At 57.3% G+C, this 21,059-nt stretch carries 22 protein-coding genes; 12 read left to right on the top strand and 10 right to left on the bottom strand.

The features are described 5' to 3' along the window. From BN873_RS10270 to flgB, 9 genes are all read right to left on the bottom strand, one after another. On the bottom strand, window positions 1-1,098 hold the full coding sequence (locus BN873_RS10270; protein ID WP_048673499.1) for a flagellar basal body P-ring protein FlgI: 1,098 nt from the start codon (window positions 1,096-1,098) through the stop codon (window positions 1-3). Between the two features lie 40 nt (window positions 1,099-1,138). After that, a complete protein-coding gene (gene flgH, locus BN873_RS10275) occupies window positions 1,139-1,819 on the bottom strand; it encodes a flagellar basal body L-ring protein FlgH (RefSeq protein ID WP_048673500.1) in 681 nt (226 codons plus the stop codon). A gap of 11 nt (window positions 1,820-1,830) precedes the next feature. Further along, window positions 1,831-2,616 (bottom strand): flagellar basal-body rod protein FlgG, encoded by a 786-nt coding sequence (flgG, locus tag BN873_RS10280; RefSeq protein WP_048673501.1) that lies wholly within the window; start codon window positions 2,614-2,616, stop codon window positions 1,831-1,833. Between the two features lie 10 nt (window positions 2,617-2,626). Further along, entirely contained in the window at window positions 2,627-3,370 is a 744-nt protein-coding gene (flgF, locus tag BN873_RS10285) for a flagellar basal-body rod protein FlgF (RefSeq protein ID WP_048673502.1), read from the bottom strand. Between the two features lie 17 nt (window positions 3,371-3,387). Further along, window positions 3,388-4,137, bottom strand: coding sequence for a flagellar hook-basal body protein (locus tag BN873_RS10290; RefSeq protein ID WP_071244124.1), 750 nt, complete (start codon window positions 4,135-4,137; stop codon window positions 3,388-3,390). A 76-nt stretch (window positions 4,138-4,213) separates the two neighbouring features. After that, on the bottom strand, window positions 4,214-5,584 hold the full coding sequence (flgE, locus tag BN873_RS10295) for a flagellar hook protein FlgE (protein WP_048673504.1): 1,371 nt from the start codon (window positions 5,582-5,584) through the stop codon (window positions 4,214-4,216). A gap of 49 nt (window positions 5,585-5,633) precedes the next feature. Continuing rightward, window positions 5,634-6,008, bottom strand: a complete 375-nt coding sequence (locus BN873_RS10300) for a flagellar hook assembly protein FlgD (protein ID WP_053085296.1) — start codon at window positions 6,006-6,008, stop codon at window positions 5,634-5,636. A 21-nt stretch (window positions 6,009-6,029) separates the two neighbouring features. Then, window positions 6,030-6,437 (bottom strand): flagellar basal body rod protein FlgC, encoded by a 408-nt coding sequence (gene flgC, locus BN873_RS10305; RefSeq protein ID WP_048673505.1) that lies wholly within the window; start codon window positions 6,435-6,437, stop codon window positions 6,030-6,032. A 2-nt stretch (window positions 6,438-6,439) separates the two neighbouring features. Next, a complete protein-coding gene (gene flgB, locus BN873_RS10310; RefSeq protein WP_048673506.1) occupies window positions 6,440-6,829 on the bottom strand; it encodes a flagellar basal body rod protein FlgB in 390 nt (129 codons plus the stop codon). A gap of 96 nt (window positions 6,830-6,925) precedes the next feature. Between flgB and flgA the strand changes: the two genes are divergently transcribed. The 11 genes from flgA to BN873_RS10365 all read left to right on the top strand — a co-directional run bounded on the left by flgA (window position 6,926) and on the right by BN873_RS10365 (window position 16,095). Beyond that, window positions 6,926-7,660, top strand: a complete 735-nt coding sequence (flgA, locus tag BN873_RS10315) for a flagellar basal body P-ring formation chaperone FlgA (RefSeq protein ID WP_048673507.1) — start codon at window positions 6,926-6,928, stop codon at window positions 7,658-7,660. A 94-nt stretch (window positions 7,661-7,754) separates the two neighbouring features. Further along, window positions 7,755-8,054 carry a flagellar biosynthesis anti-sigma factor FlgM gene (flgM, locus tag BN873_RS10320; protein WP_048673508.1) on the top strand — a complete coding sequence of 100 codons (300 nt, stop codon included), beginning with the start codon at window positions 7,755-7,757 and terminating at the stop codon, window positions 8,052-8,054. 9 nt (window positions 8,055-8,063) lie between these two features. Further along, window positions 8,064-8,531, top strand: coding sequence for a flagella synthesis protein FlgN (locus tag BN873_RS10325; protein ID WP_048673509.1), 468 nt, complete (start codon window positions 8,064-8,066; stop codon window positions 8,529-8,531). A 323-nt stretch (window positions 8,532-8,854) separates the two neighbouring features. Beyond that, a complete protein-coding gene (locus tag BN873_RS10330) occupies window positions 8,855-10,063 on the top strand; it encodes an AAA family ATPase (RefSeq protein ID WP_048673510.1) in 1,209 nt (402 codons plus the stop codon). After that, a complete protein-coding gene (locus tag BN873_RS10335; protein ID WP_048673511.1) occupies window positions 10,060-10,941 on the top strand; it encodes a ParB/RepB/Spo0J family partition protein in 882 nt (293 codons plus the stop codon). The genes BN873_RS10330 and BN873_RS10335 overlap by 4 nt, the downstream gene beginning before the upstream one ends. A 293-nt stretch (window positions 10,942-11,234) precedes the next feature. Beyond that, on the top strand, window positions 11,235-11,426 hold the full coding sequence (locus BN873_RS10340) for a hypothetical protein (RefSeq protein WP_048673512.1): 192 nt from the start codon (window positions 11,235-11,237) through the stop codon (window positions 11,424-11,426). Between the two features lie 95 nt (window positions 11,427-11,521). Next, window positions 11,522-11,698, top strand: a complete 177-nt coding sequence (locus tag BN873_RS20395; RefSeq protein ID WP_171820453.1) for a hypothetical protein — start codon at window positions 11,522-11,524, stop codon at window positions 11,696-11,698. Between the two features lie 57 nt (window positions 11,699-11,755). After that, window positions 11,756-13,066, top strand: coding sequence for an ATP-binding protein (locus BN873_RS10350; protein WP_048673514.1), 1,311 nt, complete (start codon window positions 11,756-11,758; stop codon window positions 13,064-13,066). A 132-nt stretch (window positions 13,067-13,198) separates the two neighbouring features. Further along, complete coding sequence (locus BN873_RS10355; RefSeq protein WP_048673515.1) at window positions 13,199-15,163, top strand: APC family permease; 1,965 nt, start codon at window positions 13,199-13,201, stop codon at window positions 15,161-15,163. Window positions 15,164-15,175: 12 nt separating this feature from the next. Beyond that, complete coding sequence (locus tag BN873_RS10360; RefSeq protein ID WP_048673516.1) at window positions 15,176-15,751, top strand: PilZ domain-containing protein; 576 nt, start codon at window positions 15,176-15,178, stop codon at window positions 15,749-15,751. Between the two features lie 140 nt (window positions 15,752-15,891). Beyond that, on the top strand, window positions 15,892-16,095 hold the full coding sequence (locus BN873_RS10365; RefSeq protein ID WP_048673517.1) for a hypothetical protein: 204 nt from the start codon (window positions 15,892-15,894) through the stop codon (window positions 16,093-16,095). A 28-nt stretch (window positions 16,096-16,123) separates the two neighbouring features. Here the strand turns inward: BN873_RS10365 and BN873_RS10370 are convergent, their stop codons facing one another. Continuing rightward, window positions 16,124-17,089 (bottom strand): hypothetical protein, encoded by a 966-nt coding sequence (locus BN873_RS10370; protein WP_048673518.1) that lies wholly within the window; start codon window positions 17,087-17,089, stop codon window positions 16,124-16,126. A gap of 553 nt (window positions 17,090-17,642) precedes the next feature. Between BN873_RS10370 and BN873_RS10375 the strand changes: the two genes are divergently transcribed. After that, the gene (locus BN873_RS10375) at window positions 17,643-21,059 is read left to right on the top strand and encodes a hybrid sensor histidine kinase/response regulator (protein WP_053085297.1); all 3,417 of its coding nucleotides are present in this window, start codon (window positions 17,643-17,645) and stop codon (window positions 21,057-21,059) included.

Below are 21,059 nucleotides of genomic sequence, written 5' to 3' on the forward strand. Positions count from 1 at the left end.
TCAGATCACAATGAGTTCGGCTTTGAGGGCGCCGGCTGCTTTGAGCGCTTCCAGGATGGCAACGAGATCGCTGGGTGCGGCACCCACCTGATTGACGGCTCGCACGATATCATTCAACGCGATGCCCGGATCGAACAAGAACATCGGTTTCTTTTCTTCATTCACCGCGATACTGGCGTTCGGGACTACGACCGTTTGACCGTTGGAGAGCGGCGCTGGCTGGCTGACGGTGGGATTAGACGCAATCGTGACCGTTAAACCCCCGTGCGAAACCGCTGCCGGCCCAACTTTCACGTTTTGACCGATCACCACCGTGCCGGTGCGGGCGTTGACAATCACCTTGGCAGCGGTTTGCGCGGGGACTAGCTCAATATTTTCCAGCACCGCAATCAAGCTAACCCGCTGATGGCGGTCAGCGGGGCCATTTACCTGAATGGACGTGGCATCAAGCGCCTGGGCGATGTCACCGCCCAAGGTTTTATTGATCGCTTCGACCATCCGTTCGGCGGTCGTGAAATCGGCCTGCCGTAAATTTAGAACGATAGGCCCGTCTTTACCGAAGGCATCGGTGACTTGGCGTTCGACGGTTGCGCCGTTGGGGATACGTCCGGCGCTGGGAATGTTGACCGTCACTTTCGATCCGCCCGCTTCGGCGCCCAAACCACCGACCACCACATTGCCTTGAGCCATGGCGTAGACTGCCCCATCAGCGCCTTTGAGCGGCAACAGCAATAAGCTACCGCCGCGCAAGCTTTTGGCGTTGCCGATGGACGAGACGGTGACATCGATGGTCTGTCCCGGTTTGGCAAAGGGCGGCAACTCGGCCTGCACGGAAACAGCGGCGACATTTTTCAGTTGCAGATTTACCTCAGGCGGTACGGTCACCCCCAGGTTGGATAACATGCTTTTCAGGCTTTTGACGGTGAACGGGGTTTGGGTGGTCTGATCACCGGTCCCCGTCAACCCGACCACCAGGCCGTAACCGATCAACTGATTGGTACGCACGCCGGAAATGGTGGCCAGATCCTTGATGCGCTCGCCCCAAACGCCTTGGGCTACCAGCGCAAGCAGCAAAAACAGCGAGAAGCGGCGAAGCATAGCCTATCCCCTTAGCAATAGATTGAACACGCCCTGACCGTTACAGCGGCCATAACGGGCTTAGGAAGAACCGGCCCAGCCAGCCGATGGTGTTGGCATCAGCCAAAGCGCCATTGCCGGCGTAGGTGATTTTGGCGTCAGCAACTCGGCTGGACAGAATCGAGTTATCGCCACCAATGTCTTCCGGCCGAATCACCCCAGAAATTTGCACGACTTCCTCACCCTGGTTGAGCGTCAACATTTTTTCACCGCGAATGGCCAGATTACCATTCGGATAAACGCCGGTGACCACCGCCGCGATGTCGCCGCTAAGGCTGTTGCTTTGGTCGCTGGCGCCCTTGCCGCCGAGCTTGCGCTCGCCATTGGCGCTATTCTCCAGCGTGGCGCTGCCGATGCCGAGCGGTACGCCGAACAGCGTTGGGTTCTGGATGTCGATTTCGCTTTTCTTTTCCGCGCTGGTGGTCGCCGATTTAGTAGCAGCGGTTTTTTCAACCAGGCGGATGACCACCATATCGCCGACGCGCCGCGCGGTACGATCTTCAAACAGCCGCATATCGGCACCGGCCTGGTAGATCGTGCCGGGTTGCCGCGAGGCGGGATCGACCGGATTGGCCAGCGGCATGACCGTTGGAGTGACCGGCTTGAATTCGTAATGCGGCGCCAGTCCGCTGCAACCGGACAGCAAGGTCATCAGGATCAGCGCGGCGGATGGTCTGTTCATCACATCATGGCCTACAAGTTGTTGTTGACGTACTGCAACATCTGGTCGGTGCTGGAGATCGCCTTGGAATTCATCTCGTAGGTGCGCTGGGTTTCGATCATATCCACCAGCTCTTCCACCACATTGACATTGGAGGTTTCCAGCGAACCCTGCACCAACTGACCCATGCCGTTGGTGCCGGCCGTGCCGGTTTGCGGCGAACCGCTGGCGGCCGATTCCAGGAACAGGTTGCCGCCGACCGCTTGCAAACCGGCGGGGTTGACGAAATCGGTCAACTGGAGGGTGCCGACCTGACTGGCGGTCGGTTGATTGGCGATTTGTGCGCTCACCGTGCCGTCACTGCCGATGGTGACGGTCTGCGCGTTCGTAGGCAGGGTGATTTCCGGTTGCAGCAGATAACCGTTGGCGGTGACGATTTGGCCTTCGGCATTGATTTGAAAAGAGCCGTCACGGGTATAAGCGGCGGTACCGTCTGGCAGTTGCACCTGAAAGAAGCCGCGTCCGTTAACCGCCATATCCAGGTTGTTGCCGGTCTGAACCAGGTTACCCTGAGTAAAAATTTTGGCGGTGGACACGATCCGCACGCCGGTGCCCAGCGTCAGGCCCGAAGGCAACTGGGTGTTTTGCGAGGATTGGCCGCCGGTTTGGCGCACATTCTGGTACAGCAAGTCCTCAAATTGGGCACGGCTTTGCTTGAAACCGGTGGTGCTGGCGTTGGAAAGGTTGTTGGAAATGACCGACATGCGGGTTTGTTGGGCGTCGAGGCCCGTTTTAGCGATCCATAAGGCGGATGTCATGGGGATGCTCCTATTCCAAGCGCAGCAGTTGGTTGGTGGCGCTGGAGTTGTCTTCGGCCACCTTCATCATTTTGACCTGCAACTCAAAGCGGCGGGCCGACTCGATCATGCCGACCAGTGCTTCGGCAGGGTTGACGTTACTGCTTTCCAGGGCGCCACTTTGGACACGCACCGCCGCGTCGGCCGGAAAGGGTTGGCCATCATTGGCGCGCATCAGGCCGGTGGTGTCTTTATAAAGCGCGTTGTCGGCGGGATTGACCAGCTTGAGTCGATCGACCGTGACCGTGCTGGCGCCATTGCCGCCGAGCGGCTGGACGGAAATCGTGCCGTCGCCGCCGATGGTGATTTTGGCCGCCGGTGGGATCGAAATGGGGCCGCTATTACCCAGCACTGGGCGGCCGTCAGCGGTCGTGAGCTGACCGCTCGGCCCGACCTGCAAGTCGCCAGAGCGGGTGTAGGCTTCCTGGCCGTCGGGGCCTTGCACTGCCAGCCAACCGGCGCCCTGTAGGGTAATGTCCAGATCGCGGCCGGTGGTCATCACCCGGCCCAACCGCAGGTCTGAGCCTGGCCGTTCGGCCATGGTGTACACCCGGCTTGGCAAACCCTGCTCGCTGAAGACCGGCATACTGCGAAAATCGGCTAAATCCTGCCGGAAGCCAGCGGTGTTGGCATTGGCCAGATTATGGCTAACGACGGCCTGGGCTTGCAGGGTTTGCCGGGCGCCACTCATTGCGACATACAACATGCGGTCCATAATTCAATGACCTGTGGTTACATATTAATGACGGTCTGCACCATTTCCTTATTGGCGGTGATCGTCTTCGAGTTGGCGTTGAAGTCACGCTGGGCGACGATCAAATCCACCAGCTCCGCGCTGATATCAACATTGGAAGCCTCCAACTCACCGCTGGATACCAAACCCAGACCCTTGCTGCCCGGCGCATCGCTGACGGCTGTGCCGGCTTCGGGCGTTGCGATCCATTGGGTATCGCCCACCCGCTTCAGACCATTGGCGTTGGGGAAGTCAGTCAGCCCAACTTGCAGCGCTGGGGTGTCGGCGCCGGTGCTGTCCTTGGCAGTGATGTTGCCATTGCCATCCACGCTAATATCGTGCCAACCACCGGTTCCACCGAACTTCAAGGGGGTTTGCCCGTCTTTACCAAGCAAGTTTTGGCCCAGGTTGTTGACGATGTTGCCGTCTTTATCAACATGAAAACTGCCTGCGCGCGTGTAGGAAACCCCGGAGCTGTCTTTGACGGCAAAGAACCCATTGCCGTTGATCGCCAGATCCAGGGCATTGTCGGTGATGGTCGTGCTGCCTTGCTTGAATTGCTGGTTGATCGCTTGGGTCCGCACGCCGGAACCGGCGGTTTTCTTGCCCGCGTTGGCATCCACGATGTCGCCAAATTCGGCACGACCGCTTTTGAAGCCGGTGGTACTGGAATTGGCGATGTTTTGTGAAACGACATCGATATGGGTAGTCGCCGCTTTGAGGCCGGTTAGGCCAATATTCATAGACATGGTATTGATTCCTTTGCTGGAATTTCCAGGGATGGTTGACGATTGATGGTGATGAGCCGCTTAAGCGAAGATGCGATTAGCGCATCTGCAACAGGGTCTGCGTCATCTGGTCGGATGTGCTGATCACCTGGGCGTTGGCCTGGAAATTACGCTGGGCGTTGATCATTTTGACCAGTTGCTCGGACAACTCGACGTTGGATAACTCCAGGGCACCGGCGCGGACCAGGCCCAGACTCGCGGTGCCCGGTGGACCTTTGACCGGTTGGCCCGATGCGGCGGTTTCCACCCAACTGGAGTCGCCGATGGGGCTAAGACCCTGCGTGTTGCGGAAATTCGCCAAGATCACTTGGCCCAGCACCTTTGCTTGGCCGTTGCTGTAACGGCCGAACAGACTGCCGTCTTCGCCGATATCCACCCCCACAACCCGGCCGGTGGTATAGCCGTCCTGGGTGACCGAATTGGTGCTGGAAGCGCTGCCGTACTGGGTCGCCGTGTCGAATTTCAGGGTGAGTCCCGCCGGGGTTCCGGCGCTGTTGAGTGGGTTTTCCGAACCGTTGGGTGTGCCGTTACCAGTAATCGGATCGGGACCGTTGGTAGGAACGATGCTGGCCAGGGTGAGCGAGCTATTGCCGGTAGGGGTTCCCGTAGCATCCAGGGTGCCAGTCAACGCGCCGAAGGCGTCAAAACACAGCGTGCCGGACGGGGTTGCTGTTCCAGCCGGCGGTAGTGCATTACCGTTCAATCCCAGGCCGTCCATGCTGAAAAAAATCTGCCAAGAGGCCGTGCCGCCCGGAACCGCAGGCGGCGTGGTCGTGCTGTCGCGGACGAAGTAGGCGGTGAGGCTATGATCATTGCCCAGGCTGTCGAATACGGTCATCGCCGAGGCAAAGCTGTAGGTACGGGAATCCTGAAAATCGAAATTAGCCGGATCGAGGGCCACGCTGCTTGAGTCGAGATTGATGCCGTATTCCCCGGTGGTGGATTGCTTGGGGTCGATGTTGGCGGTTTGGGTGCGCAGATCGCCTTCAGTACCGATGTCGATTAAGCCGGTCGTGGGGTTGGTCTGATAGCCTTGCAATTTCTGCCCAAGGCTATTGACCACATAGCCGTTCTTGTCGAGGCCATACGCACCGGCGCGGGTGTAAACCATTGAACCATCGGTATCTTTCACCGCAAAGAAGCCTTCACCGTCGATAGCCATGTCCAGCGGATTGCTGGTGGTTTCCAGATTGCCCTGCTTGAATTGCTGGCTGACCGCGTTGAGCCGCACGCCGGTGCCAATGCTGCGGCGAGTCGAGGTGCCCAGATCGCTGAGCGAATAAATATCGCCGAACTCGGCGCGCGACGCTTTGAAGCCAGTCGTATTGTTATTGGCGATGTTGTTGCTGATCACGCCGAGATCCGAGCTGGCGGCATTCAACCCGGTGAGGGCGGTACGAAATGACATGGGGTAATCTCCTTGCGGGAATAGTGCGACAGGGGCGAAGGACTCTTGGTTACCGCGAACCAGCGCCGTTGATGATGTCGGTCGCCCGGTCGGCTTGGGTAGCGCTCGCTTTGCTTGTTGCAGCTTTCGCCGTGGTGGCTGTGGTTGTGCTGGTGGTTGTGCTGGTGCCTAGCGTTTTCACCAGCGAATCGATGGACGTTTTCATCTCAATGATGGCGTTCAAGGTGCTGAACTGAGCCATTTGCGCCATGAACTGTTGGCCGTCGAGCGGATTGGTTGGGTCCTGGTTTTGCATCTGCGTGGTTAGCAGGCGGAGAAAATCAGCCTGATTGAGCTGGTCGTTGGCTTTTTTTCCCGATGTTTTCGCCGTCGCGCCGGTGCTAGTGGCTGTGGCGCTGGTTCCGGTGGTTGAAATGGTGGTCATGGAGGGGGTCTCCGATTGCGGTTAGTCGCCCAAGCTCAACGTGCGCATCAGCATCTGCTTGGAGGTGTTGAACACTTCCACGTTGCTCTGATACGAGCGGGACGCGGAGATCATGTCGGCCATTTCCTCGACCGGATTGACGTTTGGCAGATTGACGTAACCATCCTGGTCCGCCAGCGGGTGTTCCGGCCGATACTCCCGCCGCAGCGGAGCTTGGCTTTCGACGATACCAAGGACTTCAACGCCGCCCATCGCCTCACCGGCGGCGTCAAGCTGAGAGGCGAATACCGGCTGACGTGCTCGGTAGGTGCTGCCCGTGCTGCTGCTGATGCTATCGGTGTTGGCCATGTTGCCAGCTGTGGTGTTCAGGCGGATGGTCTGTGCCCGCAGTGCCGATCCCGAAATGTCGAACACGTTGAACAGCGACATGGTTACTCTCCCCGAATCGCGGTCAGCAGGCCCTGGACGCGATTGCTCAGCAGTTGCAAAGTGGCCTGATAACGTAAGGCGTTGTCGGAAAAAGCGCTTTTTTCCTGTTCTTCTTCCACCGTGTTGCCATCAAGGGCCATCTGATCCGGTGTCCGATAGAGCAGGTTGTCTCTCGCCTCGCCAGCAGCCGGCAGATGCGCGGCGTGAGTGGTTTTCAATGCCCCACCCTGGCCTTGTAAACTGGCCAGTGCTGCGCTGAAATCGATATCCCGCGCTCGGTAGTTTGGGGTATCGGCATTGGCGATGTTGGCCGCCAAAATTTCGGCACGCCGGGAGCGTAGTGTTAACGCTTGGGCGTGGACACTGAGCGCCTGATCGAAACCGATGGTCATTCACGACTCCTGGAGTTAGCCTGGCCCGCTGAGAGTTAGCGGTTCTGCCGCCAAAAAAACGACTCATTTGTGATACTATCTACTAAGAAGCAAATCATGTGCCGAAAACCAGGTCATCGGGTAAAAGCCGGTCATTGGTTATATCGCCTGCTGCTGGTCTGTTGCGGGATTCCGGCACTGGCGTGGGCTGCTGAGGAAGCGATTCAACCGCTGGAAGGTATCCGCCAAGCGGCCCAACAGTTTTTATTGGCGCAGCCGCGCGCGGGGAAAGAATCGCCAGAAATCCAACTAACTGACCTTGATCCCCGCTTGCGGCTGCCGAAATGCACCGTACCCCTAGAAGTTTTTTTGCCTAGCGGTGCGCCGACGACGGGCAATCTCTCGGTCGGCGTGCGTTGCCCTGGTCGCCCGTCGTGGACGGTCTATCAAAGGGCTAGCGTGCGGATTTTTAGCGACGTGTTGGTCGCCAGCCGCTTTTTAGCGTCGGGCACCATTTTGGGAAGGGCGGATTTCAGGATTGAGCGGCGCGATCTGACCACGTTGGCAGGCAGCTATGAAACCGTGCCGGATCATCTGCTCGGCAAGCGATTACGCAGCGCTTTCGTAGCGGGCGCCGTTATTTCACCGCACGCCGTCAAAACCGTACCGCTCGTTCGGCAGGGAGAAACAGTGACACTCGTGGTCCGGCAAGGTGGTATGGAAGTCAGTTCCAGTGGCACGGCCTTAAGCGATGCAGAATTAGGCCAACGAGTGCGGGTGCGCAACGAAGGCTCCAAGCGCGTGGTCGAAGGGACTGTGACGGCCCAGCGACGGGTTGAGGTTGGAAGGTAGCGGAAATTCCATTAAAGTTGCTGCGAAGACGGCCGATAAGCGTGTTGTGCCCCCAAAAAACCGACCTTTTACCGAACCGGATGGATTTAGCACCATGGCCATCAACCCAATTAACAGCATCTATTCGCCGCCCGTTCGCGGCAGTGGTGTGGAACGAGCGGTTTCGTCAAACGTAGCGACTCTGCGTGGCAAGCCAGTAGGCGAGGTCGATCAAGTCCAGTTGACGCCCGGCTCCGTGAGCTTGCGCCAACTGGAAACCGAGTCGCAGACGCCGCCGATTGATCATGCCAAAGTCGCCGCCTTGCGTGAGGCTATCAACAATGGCACCTATCAGGTTGATTCTGAACGGATCGCCCGCAAGATGTCCGATTTCGAATCCGCCCTGTTTCCCTAAGGCTGACCCATGAACCTGGCGGCGCTGCTACGGGACGAGTTGCAGGCGGTTGAGCGGTTGAAGCGGCTGTTGACGGCCGAATACGATGCGCTGAAATCGCGTGATGTGGCTGGTTTGGAGCACGCGGTCGCTGAAAAACACGTTTGCCTGGATGACCTGCGCGGACTGATCGCTCATCGGCTGCATGATTTACAGGCGCTCGGCTTCAGCGCTGACGCCCAGGGATTGGCCGCTTATCTGGAGACGTTGCCGGTGCCGGAGCGGGCCGAAGCCGGCAAGCTCTGGGCGGCATTGACGCAAGCCACTGAGCAGGTGCATCAGCAAAATGAGGTGAACGGCACCGTCATCGCTGCCAGCCGTCATCATGTCGAGCGGACGTTGGCTATTTTGCGCGGCCGCGATTCGCTGGATTTTCTCTACGATCAAGAGACCCGCAAGGTGTTTAGCGGTAGCACCCAGCCCATTGCCAAGGCATAAGTGCGCCCAGCGCGCCGGCCACTATTTTTTCCGTCGTTTTCTCTCCTCCTCTACTGTTCTTGAACAGCGGCTATTTTCTCCCTTTGTGGTGACAAGCTTGCCGTTGCCTCGACGGCTGCCATGGCAAATGCACTCACGCTGCTAAAAATCAGCGACGAGACCGCCGATCCGTCAATTCTTTGGCGGCCTATTTTCTGGAGTGTGGCCTAAAAATCCGCGTTAGCTGGTCATTGGCCGCTGTGATTCACGCATTCGCTTTAATGCGAAAATTGGGTTCAAATGCGATAAAATCAACAATGGATTGATTTTATGTGGAGCCTCTCATGCAAGCGATGCGATTTAATTTTCGGACGCTCTGCCGCAACGCGGCGGAACGCGGCGGGCAAATGCAACGGCGCTTGCTTGATGCGTTGGAAGCGCGCCACACCGTTAAAACGCTGCCCGAATTCGGTATTGAGCGGGCGGCTCAGTTGGCCGGCTGTACCGCCAACCATATCCGCAATCTGGAAACGCGCGGTGACTTGCCGCAACCCCGGCTCGTCGATGCGGGTTCGATCCAACGCCGGATCTACAACTACAACGAGGTGAACCGCCTGCGCGCCGCCATCGGCAAACGGCCCAGCCGACCGGCCGGGGCGAGTTGTGTACGGGTCGTGTTTTCCAATCTGAAGGGTGGGGTGGCGAAAACCACCATGTCCTTGCATTTCGCCCAATATCTGGCGCGGGAGGGCTATCGGGTGTTGCTGGTTGACGCCGATCCCCAGGCGACGGCGACCGGTGCCTTCGGGTTTATTCCCGATCTTGATCTTAGCGATGGTGATGACCTGTTTCCCGCGTTGGCCGAGGCCCCTTCGCTGATCGCCCAAGCCATCAAGCGGACGCATTGGGAAAGCCTGGATCTGATTCCAGCGCGGTTGGCGCTGCAATACACCGATTGGCGGCTATCGCAGCCGGAGGAGCGCCAGAACGAAACCTTGGGGCCACCGCCGGTGCGGCTGCATCGGGCGCTAAAGACGCTCGAAGATCGTTACGATCTGATCGTAGTGGATACCCCGCCTTCTTTGGGCATGCTGTCGCTGAATGCCATCGCGGCCGCCAACTTGATCGTCATGCCCATCGTGCCCCACATGTACGATATCTCCTCCAGCGTGCAGTACTTCCGCATCCTGGAGCAGATTTGTGCGCTGTACGAGCGGGAGATCAATGTGCAGCGGCTCTGCATCCTGCTGACCAAAGTGGATGGCAGCACCGAAACGCTCAATAACATTGCCGTCATCAATGGCGCTTACGGCGAGTTGCTGCTCAGCAATCGCATGGGCCTGACCAAGGAATTGCAGAAATCGGCCAGCGACCAGCTCAGCATCTATGAAATCGACCAACCGCGCGGCTCCCGCGATACCTATAACCGGGCGATCATGATGTTGGATGGCGTCAACAGCGAAATTTTATTGGCGGCCCGCCAGATCTGGCAGCAAGAGGTTCTCAGCGGGATCGAAGCGGGTGAGAGCCATCGGGTGGGGGCTAGCTCATGAGTCGCCACAAGCCGTTGAAGAGTCTGGGTGATTGGATCGGCACCGGAGGTCACGGGTTTGATGGCAGCCTGTTGAACGGCGATGACGGCACCGTGCAGCTATTGGAATTAGATCGGCTGGTTGCCGGTCGGTATCAGCCGCGCCAGCGGATTGACGAAGCCTATCTGGCCGACTTGGAGCAAAGTATTCGCCGCTTCGGGGTGATTGAGCCGCTCGTCGTCCGCCCGTTGCCTGATGGTCGCTATGAGATTTTAGCCGGACACATGCGGTGGCGTGCGGCCCAACGCGCTGGCTTGCAACGGGTGGCCGCCGTGATTCGTGAGGCGGATGACCGCACTGCTGCCGCGATTGCGCTGGTAGAGAATCTTTTGCGTCGTGAGTTGAATCCCATTGAAGAGGGGCGGGCGTTGCGACGGTTACACGAAGAGTTCGGTCTGACCCAAGAGCGATTGGCGGAACTGGTTGGTTTATCGCAACCCACCATCAGTAAAGCGTTGCGATTGCTTGATCTGGCGCCTCAAGTGCAAAGCCTCATCGAAGAGGGGCAATTGGATGCCGGTCACGGTAAAACCCTGCTCAGTCTGCCGCTTGTCGCGCAAGTACAGCTTGCGGAGCAGGCCGTGCGGGCCGGTTGGAGTGTGCGTGAGCTGGAACGACGCCGGGCATTACTGGTTGCTGATTCACCGATTAACGCTATTCCTGCGCGTGACCCTAATCTCGTTCAGCTAGAAGAACGCTTGCAGGAACGTCTGGCGGCGGCGGTGAAGCTGCGGTATGACCCGGTCCGTGGTCGGGGCCGCATCGAAATCGGTTTTGCCAATTTGGAGGAGTGCGAGGGTATTTTGGAACGGTTGGGCTTGAATTCGTTGGATAGTTGATTTCCCGATGGTCCACCTTTTTAGCCGTTTAAGTGAACTATGGATTGCTAATTCACTCATTTTAATTACACTGGAATAATATTTTTATCGTTTATTGTGTATGAGATTGAAATATTATTTTTTAAATGCTATATTGTAACTATATTAATGAGGTCAAAGATCAATTATTAGGTATTAGTTGTGGTAGGCCCACTCTTGCCGCGTCCTGCATAGGGCGCGGCTTTTTTTTGGCTTGTTGACAAAAAATATATACAAGGTATGATCAGCGTATATACGTTAATTTGAACTCGCTGATGGGTAAGAAAAAAAAACAAAAGTCTGACGAGGAAGAGGACGTGAAGCTGGTGGTGAGGATCGAAGTAGGGCTGCGCGATGCCTTCATTGAGGCGTGCCAGGCGGCCGATACGACCGCATCACGGGAAGTGCGGCGATTTATCCGTGATTTCCTCGCACACTCCTCCGAGTCCTCTAATCGAGAGAACTGATAGAGCCAGCCGCGTCAGCGGTGGTTTATCGGTGGCCCTCAGCAGTTTGGTTCATTTTTCTTTTATTTCTATGCATTGCCACCGAGGAAGCCACCATGATTCATAGCCCTGCCAGTGACGGTTCTCAGGAAAAAACCCGAGTCGCCCTTGAAGCCATGCGCGCGTATTTCATCGCGACCGATCAGGCGCGTCCTCGTCAGGAGCGGCAACGCTTGGCGCGTGAGTGGTTGGCTGCGATTCGTCGTTTGCGCTCGCCCAATCACACCCAGTAGCTGCAACCGCCTGTTATTACCGGTCAGACGGCGCGACAGCACACGGGCGGACGCCCCGTGAATTCCATTCGCCAGCGGCTGCTGACGTGGCTGCTGACCGGGTTGACCCTGGTACTTGTCATCGCCGGCTATGCCATGTACCGGCAGGCCCGTCTAGAAACCAATACCCTCTTCGACTACCAGTTCCAACAGACCGCGCTGGCATTGCGTAACCAAAATCTGCTGGCTTTGGCGATAGGAGCCGAAACCGACAGCGGCGGTGATCTACTGGTTCAAATCTGGGATCGAAGCCGAAATCTACTCTATGTGTCGGATCGTCAACGGCAATTGCCTTTTGTAGCCCAGGGCGGATTTACCGATTTGGTCTGGCGCGATGAACCCTGGCGGCTGTTCGCGCTCCATGCCGGAGACCGGATCGTGCAAATCGCGCAGCCGGTTGCCGTGAGGCTACGCATGAGCGCCGATATCGCTCTCCATAACTTGGCGCCGTTTCTGCTGTTGTTACCGGGTATGGGCTTGGTGGTCTGGTTTGGGGTAGGCGCCGGCTTGCGACCTTTACAGCGGGTCGCTCATGAAATCCAGAACCGCCATTCCGGTGCGCTGGAACCGGTCGGCGCTACTCGGTTACCGGTGGAAATCGCCCCCCTGGTTCACGCCCTGAATGACCTGTTGGCGCAACTGGCCCAAACGCTTGATCATCAGCGCCAGTTCATCGCCGATGCCGCCCACGAGCTGCGCACCCCGCTGACTGCCGTTCGTCTGCAAGCCGAGCTGGCCGGGCGGGCTACCGATGCCGTGGAGCGGGCCGGCGCACTGCGAGATTTGAATGCGGGCCTGGAGCGTGCTACCCACCTGATTGAACAACTGCTGGTCATGGCTCGGCTGGAGGCTCAACCTCCTGCTCGGCGCGAAATGATCGATTTACGGGGACTTGCTACCGCTGCTGTGATGGCCCAGGCCGCCATTGCCGAGGCCAGAGCACTTGATTTGGGCTTGCTGCCCGGTGCATCGGCTCATGTCGTCGCCGATCCTGCTGAATTGCGCACCCTGCTCGATCATTTGATCGATAACGCGCTGCGCTATACCCCTGCCGGTGGCCGGGTCGATGTGGCGGTGCAACCGGCCGCAACGGAGGCTTGGCTGATTGTCCACGATACCGGGCCCGGCATCCCGCCGCAGGAGCGCGAGCGGGTATTCGACCGCTTCTATCGCAGTGCCGAGGCTACCGTGCCGGGTAGCGGGCTTGGGCTGGCCATTGTCAAGCGCATCGCGGATCGTTATGGCGCGCGCATCGACCTGGACTCACCCGCAGACGGTTCAGGTTTGGCAGTCACAGTGCGTTTCCCATCAGTGACTTCGATGGTTTGAACGATCTCCCCAGCACCCGCCCGGTTTCCCCCCGATTGGCCAACCTCAGCGTAAGCGGCCAGCATGGTCCCAGGAACGAGGACTTTTGGAGTATATTTGGCGACGGCAGCAGACCAACAATGAGAAATGCCTATGCCGTCCTTCGATAAATTCAGGGAAGTGCTCCTTGGTAAGCCTTATGATCCGCTGAACCCGGAAATCCGGCACAATTTGGCCTTGGTTGCTTTTCTGGCGTGGATCGGGCTGGGTGCCGACGGGCTGTCTTCCTCTTGCTACGGCCCTGAAGAAGCGTTCCTGGCGCTGGGTCACTATACCCATTTTGGCCTTTACCTGGCCGTCGCTACATTTCTGACGGTGTTCATTATCGCCCTGGCCTACAACCAGGTCATTGAACTGTTTCCCTCCGGCGGCGGCGGTTACAAAGTCGCCACACAGTTGCTGGGGCCGCGCGCCGGTCTGCTATCGGGTTCGGCGCTGCTGGTGGATTATGTGCTGACCATCGCTATCTCAATTGCCAGTGGCGTGGATGCCCTGTTCAGCTTGTTACCACCCGGTGCCCAAGCCTACAAGCTGGTTGCCGAGATTGGTTTGATCATCGTACTCATCGTGCTCAACCTGCGGGGCATGAAGGAATCGATCAAGGTGTTGTTGCCGATTTTTCTCGGCTTCTTCTTTACCCATGCCTTCCTGATTATCTACGGCATCGTCGCACACGCCGAAGGGTTGCCGGCTTTAATCCCGGACACCATCAACGAAACTCGGCAACTCAGCGAGCAAATGGGCTGGGCGTTTGCGGCGGCCTTGTTTCTGCGGGCTTATTCATTGGGTGGTGGTACTTACACCGGGCTGGAAGCGGTTTCTAATAATGTCAATATGTTGAGTGAGCCGCGTGTTCGCAACGGCAAGTACACCATGCTGTATATGGCCGGTTCACTGAGTTTCACCGCCGGTGGCATCATTCTTCTGTACTTGCTGTGGAATGCGCAATTTGTCGCTCATCAAACCCTGAACGCGGTCACGTTCGGTGCCATTATCAACAGTTGGCAATTTAATCCGGTAGTGAGTCACGGGTTGCTCGCGGTGGTGTTATTGCTGGAAGGCGGTTTGCTGTTTGTCGCCGCTAACACCGGCTTTCTTGGTGGACCGACTGTGCTGGCAAACATGGCGGTCGATTCCTGGGTGCCGCGACAGTTTCGCAACCTATCCGGCCGGTTGGTGACCCAAAACGGCATTCTGTTGATGGGATTGGGTGCTCTCGGCATCTTGCTGTGGACCGACGGCGATGTGTCGGTGCTGGTGGTGCTGTACAGCATTAATGTGTTTATTACCTTTTCGCTGTCTCTGTTGGGTCTGTGCAAACACTGGTGGACCAGTCGCTACGATGAAGCCCGTTGGAAACCACGCCTGATGCTGTCTTTGCTCGGTTTTGCAGTGACCGGCGGTATCTTGGTCGTGACCGTCGTGGAAAAATTCACCGAAGGCGGTTGGCTGACACTACTGATTACCGGCCTACTGATCACGAGCTTCGCTCTGGTCAAGCACCATTACGAGTATGTCCGCCAGCAGTTGCGAAAGATCGACGCCCTGTACGCACCTCGGCCCAATTGGGGCGAAGAATTACCCGAACCGCCGTTGGTGCCCGATCAGCCGACTGCCATTTTTCTGATCGGTAAAAATCGGGGTCTGGGTATGTACGCTCTGAAGTGGCTCAATGAGGTCTTCGCCGGTCATTTCAAGAATTTCATCTTTTTGAGCGTTGGCGAGGTGGACGCGGAGAGCTATGGCGGCAAGGGGGCGTTGCGCTCTTTGCAATATCAAATCGAAAACTCCTTGCGCTATTACGTCAACTATTGCCACAGCCAGGGATTGGCAGCCATCTCGCGGGCGGCCTATGGGACTGATGTGGAGACCGAGTTGGAGAAGCTGGTGACTGGTGTCGTCGCCGATTACCCGAACGCGGTTTGCTTAAGCAGCAAGCTGATCTTCGAGAACGAGAGTTGGTTAATCTCGTGGCTACACAATCATACGCCGCTGGCCATGCAACGCCGACTGCACCTGCGCGAAATCCAGATGATCGTGATTCCAATCAAGATTTGAGGTATCCACATCATGACCGCCACCCCTGCCGATTCATCCTCATCTGGCCTGGTATTCGCCGGCCGCTTACCGCTGGCTTGGCATCAATTGGCGAATTTACCTGATGCAATCGAGTTGCAAACCTTGGAGCGTAGCAACCTCGCTAACCTGCGCACGCTGTTCGCCTTGGAGATTCATGCCGGTGATTCCGGCGATGATCCCGTTGCGCTGGCGAGTGCCAATGAATTGAAACGGTTGGATTTCAAGGTCGGGGTTCTGCTGGAACTGGTTGGCCAGTTGTATGCGCGCCAGCAGGCGATACCGCCGGAACGTGCGCTGACGCTGACCACCACCGGCCTGATCTGGCGCGATACCGAGCCACTCGCTACCGACTGCGCGCTGCGGCTGGATCTGTATTGCAACCTGAATTATCCCCGCCCACTGGTTCTCCATGCCCGCGTCACCGAAACGGTGGCGTTTGCCGGTGGCTGGGAAACCCGCACTCGATTCCAAGAGCCGAGTGAATCCCTTCAGGAAGCGCTGGAACGCTATATTTTCCTGCAACATCGTCGCGCCATCGCCCATAGCCGTCGCGGCGATTCTCGCTAAACCAGGTTTCTACCTAGTGGTTTCGCAGGTCAACACCCTCTCGAAAGCCATCTCTCTGAAGCTTTTTCAGCTCACGTTTAGGTTATGGCGCTATATATGCATTAATTTTCTTAAAGAGATGATCTTTCGAGGGCCATACCATGTTGGAATCTACATCGCCAGAAATCCGTCGCTTCAAGCGGCGCGGTGAACCGTTCGCGGTCTATTACTCGCCAGAAATGGCCGTCCGCGCACACGATCACAATTACATTCTGCGGTTAATTTCGGATCGGATCGCACTCGTGGCACCGGGCCAATTTAGCCTGTTGCCCCAGTATCGGAGCTTGGATCCGTACTACGGCTGAAGTCGGTGAGGGTTCGCGGGCTAACCGCTCAAAGTAGGCGATTGGGCGCTGTGCCCCACTCTTGGTGACGCGAGCGGTAGGCGTAATCGGAGATACTCGTCTCGCTCGATGCCTGGCTGAAATAGTTGAGATAGAGATCGAACAGGGAGCGTTTCCGGTGCTTTTTCATATCGCCGCTCACACTTTGGTGCTTGGCAAGTCGGGCTTCTAGTGAATTATCGCCCGCTTCGTAGCGCCGAATCACTTCAGGATAATCCTCGTCTTTGCAGCGGCGGATCAACGCTTGATAGCTTTCCAGATATTGATTGAGGGCGACAGTCGGCTCTAAGCCTTGTTGCAGAATTTGCGCGGAAATCGCCGCCAGCTCGCTCTTGGCACCCTGTGATTCCAGATAGCTGTCTATTTCATTGATAAGCGAAAAGACATTTGCCGTATCGGCAAAGATGTTTTTGACGAACGCCTGATAGTCTTGAGTGCTGGCTCGCTGACCTTGCAGAAGATCATAAGCCTCGCAGCGCTTGTCCCGATAAGTAAAGCGCAGATTGCAATGCATTAGATGGGCGCTATGGCTGTCTTCCGTATCGGCGCGATGGGTTTGCACTTGTGCCCCGCTTGCTTCGACGCGGATACCGTAAAGCAAGGCTTTCCGGGCCGGATCACCGCTTTTAAGCAAGCCCTCCCGGAGCCATTTCAAGAGGGTAAACCATTTATGGAGAGTTTCCTTGCGACGGGTTAGGAGATAATGAATATCCGCTTCCAGATAACTCTGGCCCTGCTCGCGGGCCGCCGCGCGCCGCTGGCCGAATCGCGTCCGTTCACGACTGGCGGCGGCTTCGCCTCTGGACCGGTAGTAGGGATCTGACGACTCGCTGTAATAGGTTCTGCCGCCGGTGACGCCCGCGGGTTGCTGGGCTGATTTCGCCAGTGTTCCGGTACTTGGCGGCTGGGTGTTAGCTACGGTGCCAAGCGGTCCTGTTCCTATGCTACCGGCCATGATGGATACCTCTTTAGATAGGCTTGCAATACGCAGTGGTGAATCATTCAATTATTGCCATGGCCATTCCCATTGCCAAGCGGGTTCTCCGAGAGTGTCTGTATATTAGAGCGCTAAAATCTATCCAATCAATTGATTTAAAAAATAAAAATACTTTATTACAGGCTACGGAAAGTTTTGGTGGTTTATTCTTTAATACCAAATATGGTATGAAATTTTCATCCTTCTGTAGTGTAAACACTCTCTGCTACCGTATAAAATTGCAGCAATGCGGGAACTACACCGACTGCGACTCACCTCCATCGCTGGGTCAAGCCCGCCAGTCCGCCAGATTGCTGCATTCATTTGGCGATAGCTGCATCATAAATCTCCCAGTAGTCGAGTCCGCCTGAGGAGGGGTCATGCGCATCAGGAATCAAGCCGGATTATCACAGTTTTCTTATGCGTCCTGGCCTTGATCGGCATTGGGTCGCTGCTCTACTCCTACCGCCTGATAGCCCAGCAGGAACAAACGACGACCAAGCTGCTGATGGCCGGCTAGGCCATCGACAACTTGGTCTACGGCAGCGATGTGCTGACCACCGCGATTCGGGGCTATGCCGCCACCAGCGATGAGCGTTACAAAAATGATTTTCAGGTGGAACTGTCGGTTACCCAGGCACGGGATAAAGCCCTCATCACCCTGCGGGAAATTGGCCTCCTGCCGACCGAACTGGATCAGATTGAAACTAGCAAAGCCAACTCCGATGCGCTGATTGTCCTTGAAAACGAAGCCTTTGCTGCCGCCGGCAGCGGGGACACCCAACAGGCGATCCACATTGCCTTCGGCGACGAATACAGACGCCGCAAGGCGACCATCATTACCCCTCTGGTGCAAACCCGGGCCGAGATCAAAGCCCGTCTGCTCAAGGAGCAGGAAGCCCTGGCCGTGTCGGCGGTGCTTTACAAGACCATCGCTATCGGTGCCATCTTCCTGTTTTTCGTCACCGTCATTCTGGCCATGGTGCTGTTCTTCGAGCGCAAAATCGCCAAACCCCTTAAAAGCCTGACCGAAAATACGCAAAGTCTGACGGATGGCGATACCAGCGTGCGCTTCCGCCTGAAGGATGCTTTAGGCGAGCTAAGCAACCTGGGAGAGGCCCTGGAATCCTTCCGGGTGGCCAAGGTGAGCATCGAAAAGCAGCAATGGATCAAGGCCAGCCTGACCGAAATCACCGAGCAGGTGCATCAGGCCGATTCGGTGGAAAAATTCGCCCGCACCCTGCTGGAAACCCTGTGTCCGATGATGATGGCAGGCAACGCCCTGGTCTATCTGAAAGATGACAAGAGCAGCCAGATCAAGGGGGTGGCCGGCTATGGCACGATAGAAAACGACGCCGGAGAAATCGCTTTTGCCGCTGGCGAAGGTTTGGTCGGTGAGGCTTTGCGCACCAGGAAACTGGTGATCCTCGACCAGATTCCGGCCAATTACCCGCGCATTCAGTCGGGCATCGGCGCCAGCGCGCCCCACACCATCGTCATCGTGCCGATCATCATGGATCAGGTACCGAGCCTGTTCATCGAACTGGGCCTGGTGGGCGATTTATCCGAACAGCGGAGGGAGTTGCTCAACGAACTGCCGCAGGTGATCGCGCCCCATATCGGTATTCTCTTCCGTAACGTCCATACCAAGGAATTGCTGGAGGCGACTGTCAAGCAGGCGGCCAACCTGGAGGCCACCAGCCTCGCCCTGCAAGAGGCCAAGGAGGCCGCCGAATCGGCCGCCAAGACAAAATCCGATTTCCTGGCCAACATGAGCCACGAAATCCGCACGCCGATGAATGCGGTTATCGGCATGTCCCACCTGGCGTTGCGCACCGACCTCTCCATTCAGCAACGCAATTACCTGACCAAGATCAAGGACGCCGGCCAGCATCTGCTGGGCATCATCAACGACATCCTGGATTACTCGAAGATCGAAGCCGGCAAGTTCGCCATCGAAAAGACCGAATTCGATCTGGAGAAGGTGTTCCACAACATCGCCAATATCCTGAGCGAGAAAGCCAATGCCAAGGGGCTGGAACTCATCTTCAACATTGAGGAGGACGTACCGCGTTTTCTCATCGGTGATCCGCTGCGCATCGGCCAGATTCTCCTCAACTACGGGAGCAATGCCATCAAATTCACCGAAGTGGGCGAGATTTTCATTGCCGTTTCGGTGCAGGCGTTGGAGGGTCAGGACATCGTGCTGCGTTTCGAGGTGCGCGATACCGGCATCGGTATGACCGATGCGCAAAAGGCCTTGCTTTTCCAGAGTTTCCAGCAGGCCGACATGTCCACCACGCACAAATACGGCGGCACCGGTCTTGGCCTGGCGATCAGTAAGCGCCTCGCCGAGCTGATGGGCGGCGCCGTCGGCGTCGAAAGCGAATACCGGCGCGGCAGCTTGTTCTGGTTTACCGCGCGCACCGTGGTGGTCGGCAGCGATGGTAACGCACGCGCCTTGCATCCCGACCTGCGCGGGCTGCGGGTGATGGTGGTGGACGACAACGAAAGCGCCCGCCTAGTGCTGACCGATGTCTTGAACACCCTTTCCCTTAAGGTGACTGCGGTCAGTTCCGGCCCAGAGGCATTGAGGGAACTGCGCACAGCCGATGGGGTGGGCAAGCCCTATGCCCTGGTCTATCTCGACTGGCGGATGCCCGAGATGGACGGTCTCCAGACCGCCATGCGCATCAATGACCTGACTCTTACCCTGCCGCCGGGTATGATCATGCTGACCGCCTACGACCGGGAGGAGGTGCGGGAGCACGCTTCGCAACTGGGCATCAGGGAGGTGATGACCAAGCCCATCACCCCCTCGTCGCTGTTCGATGCCACTATGGAGGTGATGAACCATACCTTGCGCTATGGTGGCAACGAGGTTGCCGCCCATGGCGTCATGACCGTGCATGACGATGCCGGCCATGCTTTTTCCGGTGAGCGCATCCTCTTGGTGGAGGATAACGAAGACAATCAGGAGGTGGTGCTGGGGTTATTGCGGGAAGCTGGCCTGCAAATCGATATTGCCGAAAATGGCAAGATCGCCCTGGAGAAAATCGGCCAGACCGATTATATGTTGGTGTTCATGGACATGCAGATGCCGGTCATGGATGGCCTCGAAGCGACCCGGCAAATCCGCAAGAACCCCGCCCTGGAGTCCATCCCCATCGTTGCCATGACGGCCAATGCCATGCAGCAGGAGCAGGATGCCTGCCTGGAGGCGGGAATGGACGATTTCATCGCCAAGCCCATTGATCCAGAACAGTTGATTCAGGTTCTGCGGCGCTGGTTGCCGCCTCACTTCGAGGTCAGTATGGAAGAACCCTCAGCCGACACGCCATTGGCCCAGGGCGACCCCATTAAGGGACTGGACATGAACCAGGGTCTGCGACGGGTGCTCGGCAAAAAGGAGGTCTACTGGTCATTGCTGCGTCGGTTTATCCTCGGCCAGGCAGATGCGCCGCTCAAAATCCGCAGCGCTATCGGCATGGGCAATCTCAAGGAAGCCGAATTGATTGCCCATACCGTCAAGGGCTTGGCCGGCAACATCGGGGCTACGGGCGTGCAGCGGAGCGCCGAAACCCTGGAGCAAGCCCTGCGTGGTGGGAAAGAACGCAGCACGGTCATGCGAACCCTGGGTGAATTTTCCGCCGATCTTGGCAGGATCGTCGCCTCGATTACCGCCGCGCTGCCCAGCGATACGTCGTTCACCGACGAAAAACCGGCTGATACGGTTAACGAACCCGTTGTGGACCGGATTCGTCAAGGCGCCATCCGCTCCAGGCTGGAAGCCTTGCTCAAAGATGGCGACGCTTCCGCAACGGATTTCCTTGCCGCCAACCGGGATGTATTACAGGCCCTGCTTCAGGAGCAATATGACGCGCTACAGGATAAGGTGGAGGGCTTCGATTTTGATGCCGCGCTGGCCATTCTGAAATCCAAAACTTAA

This window comes from Candidatus Competibacter denitrificans Run_A_D11 (assembly GCF_001051235.1).
In the GTDB taxonomy this organism is placed as follows: Bacteria; Pseudomonadota; Gammaproteobacteria; order Competibacterales; family Competibacteraceae; genus Competibacter_A; species Competibacter_A denitrificans.

Bases quoted from the DNA above. Each gene is read 5' to 3' on its own strand.
- BN873_RS10270 (WP_048673499.1), bottom strand. From the start codon at position 1,098: ATGCTTCGCCGCTTCTCGCTGTTTTTGCTGCTTGCGCTGGTAGCCCAA.
- flgH (WP_048673500.1), bottom strand. From the start codon at position 1,819: ATGAACAGACCATCCGCCGCGCTGATCCTGATGACCTTGCTGTCCGGT.
- flgG (WP_048673501.1), bottom strand. From the start codon at position 2,616: ATGACATCCGCCTTATGGATCGCTAAAACGGGCCTCGACGCCCAACAA.
- flgF (WP_048673502.1), bottom strand. From the start codon at position 3,370: ATGGACCGCATGTTGTATGTCGCAATGAGTGGCGCCCGGCAAACCCTG.
- BN873_RS10290 (WP_071244124.1), bottom strand. From the start codon at position 4,137: ATGTCTATGAATATTGGCCTAACCGGCCTCAAAGCGGCGACTACCCAT.
- flgE (WP_048673504.1), bottom strand. From the start codon at position 5,584: ATGTCATTTCGTACCGCCCTCACCGGGTTGAATGCCGCCAGCTCGGAT.
- BN873_RS10300 (WP_053085296.1), bottom strand. From the start codon at position 6,008: ATGACCACCATTTCAACCACCGGAACCAGCGCCACAGCCACTAGCACC.
- flgC (WP_048673505.1), bottom strand. From the start codon at position 6,437: ATGTCGCTGTTCAACGTGTTCGACATTTCGGGATCGGCACTGCGGGCA.
- flgB (WP_048673506.1), bottom strand. From the start codon at position 6,829: ATGACCATCGGTTTCGATCAGGCGCTCAGTGTCCACGCCCAAGCGTTA.
- flgA (WP_048673507.1), top strand. From the start codon at position 6,926: ATGTGCCGAAAACCAGGTCATCGGGTAAAAGCCGGTCATTGGTTATAT.
- flgM (WP_048673508.1), top strand. From the start codon at position 7,755: ATGGCCATCAACCCAATTAACAGCATCTATTCGCCGCCCGTTCGCGGC.
- BN873_RS10325 (WP_048673509.1), top strand. From the start codon at position 8,064: ATGAACCTGGCGGCGCTGCTACGGGACGAGTTGCAGGCGGTTGAGCGG.
- BN873_RS10330 (WP_048673510.1), top strand. From the start codon at position 8,855: ATGCAAGCGATGCGATTTAATTTTCGGACGCTCTGCCGCAACGCGGCG.
- BN873_RS10335 (WP_048673511.1), top strand. From the start codon at position 10,060: ATGAGTCGCCACAAGCCGTTGAAGAGTCTGGGTGATTGGATCGGCACC.
- BN873_RS10340 (WP_048673512.1), top strand. From the start codon at position 11,235: ATGGGTAAGAAAAAAAAACAAAAGTCTGACGAGGAAGAGGACGTGAAG.
- BN873_RS20395 (WP_171820453.1), top strand. From the start codon at position 11,522: ATGATTCATAGCCCTGCCAGTGACGGTTCTCAGGAAAAAACCCGAGTC.
- BN873_RS10355 (WP_048673515.1), top strand. From the start codon at position 13,199: ATGCCGTCCTTCGATAAATTCAGGGAAGTGCTCCTTGGTAAGCCTTAT.
- BN873_RS10360 (WP_048673516.1), top strand. From the start codon at position 15,176: ATGACCGCCACCCCTGCCGATTCATCCTCATCTGGCCTGGTATTCGCC.
- BN873_RS10365 (WP_048673517.1), top strand. From the start codon at position 15,892: ATGTTGGAATCTACATCGCCAGAAATCCGTCGCTTCAAGCGGCGCGGT.
- BN873_RS10370 (WP_048673518.1), bottom strand. From the start codon at position 17,089: ATGGCCGGTAGCATAGGAACAGGACCGCTTGGCACCGTAGCTAACACC.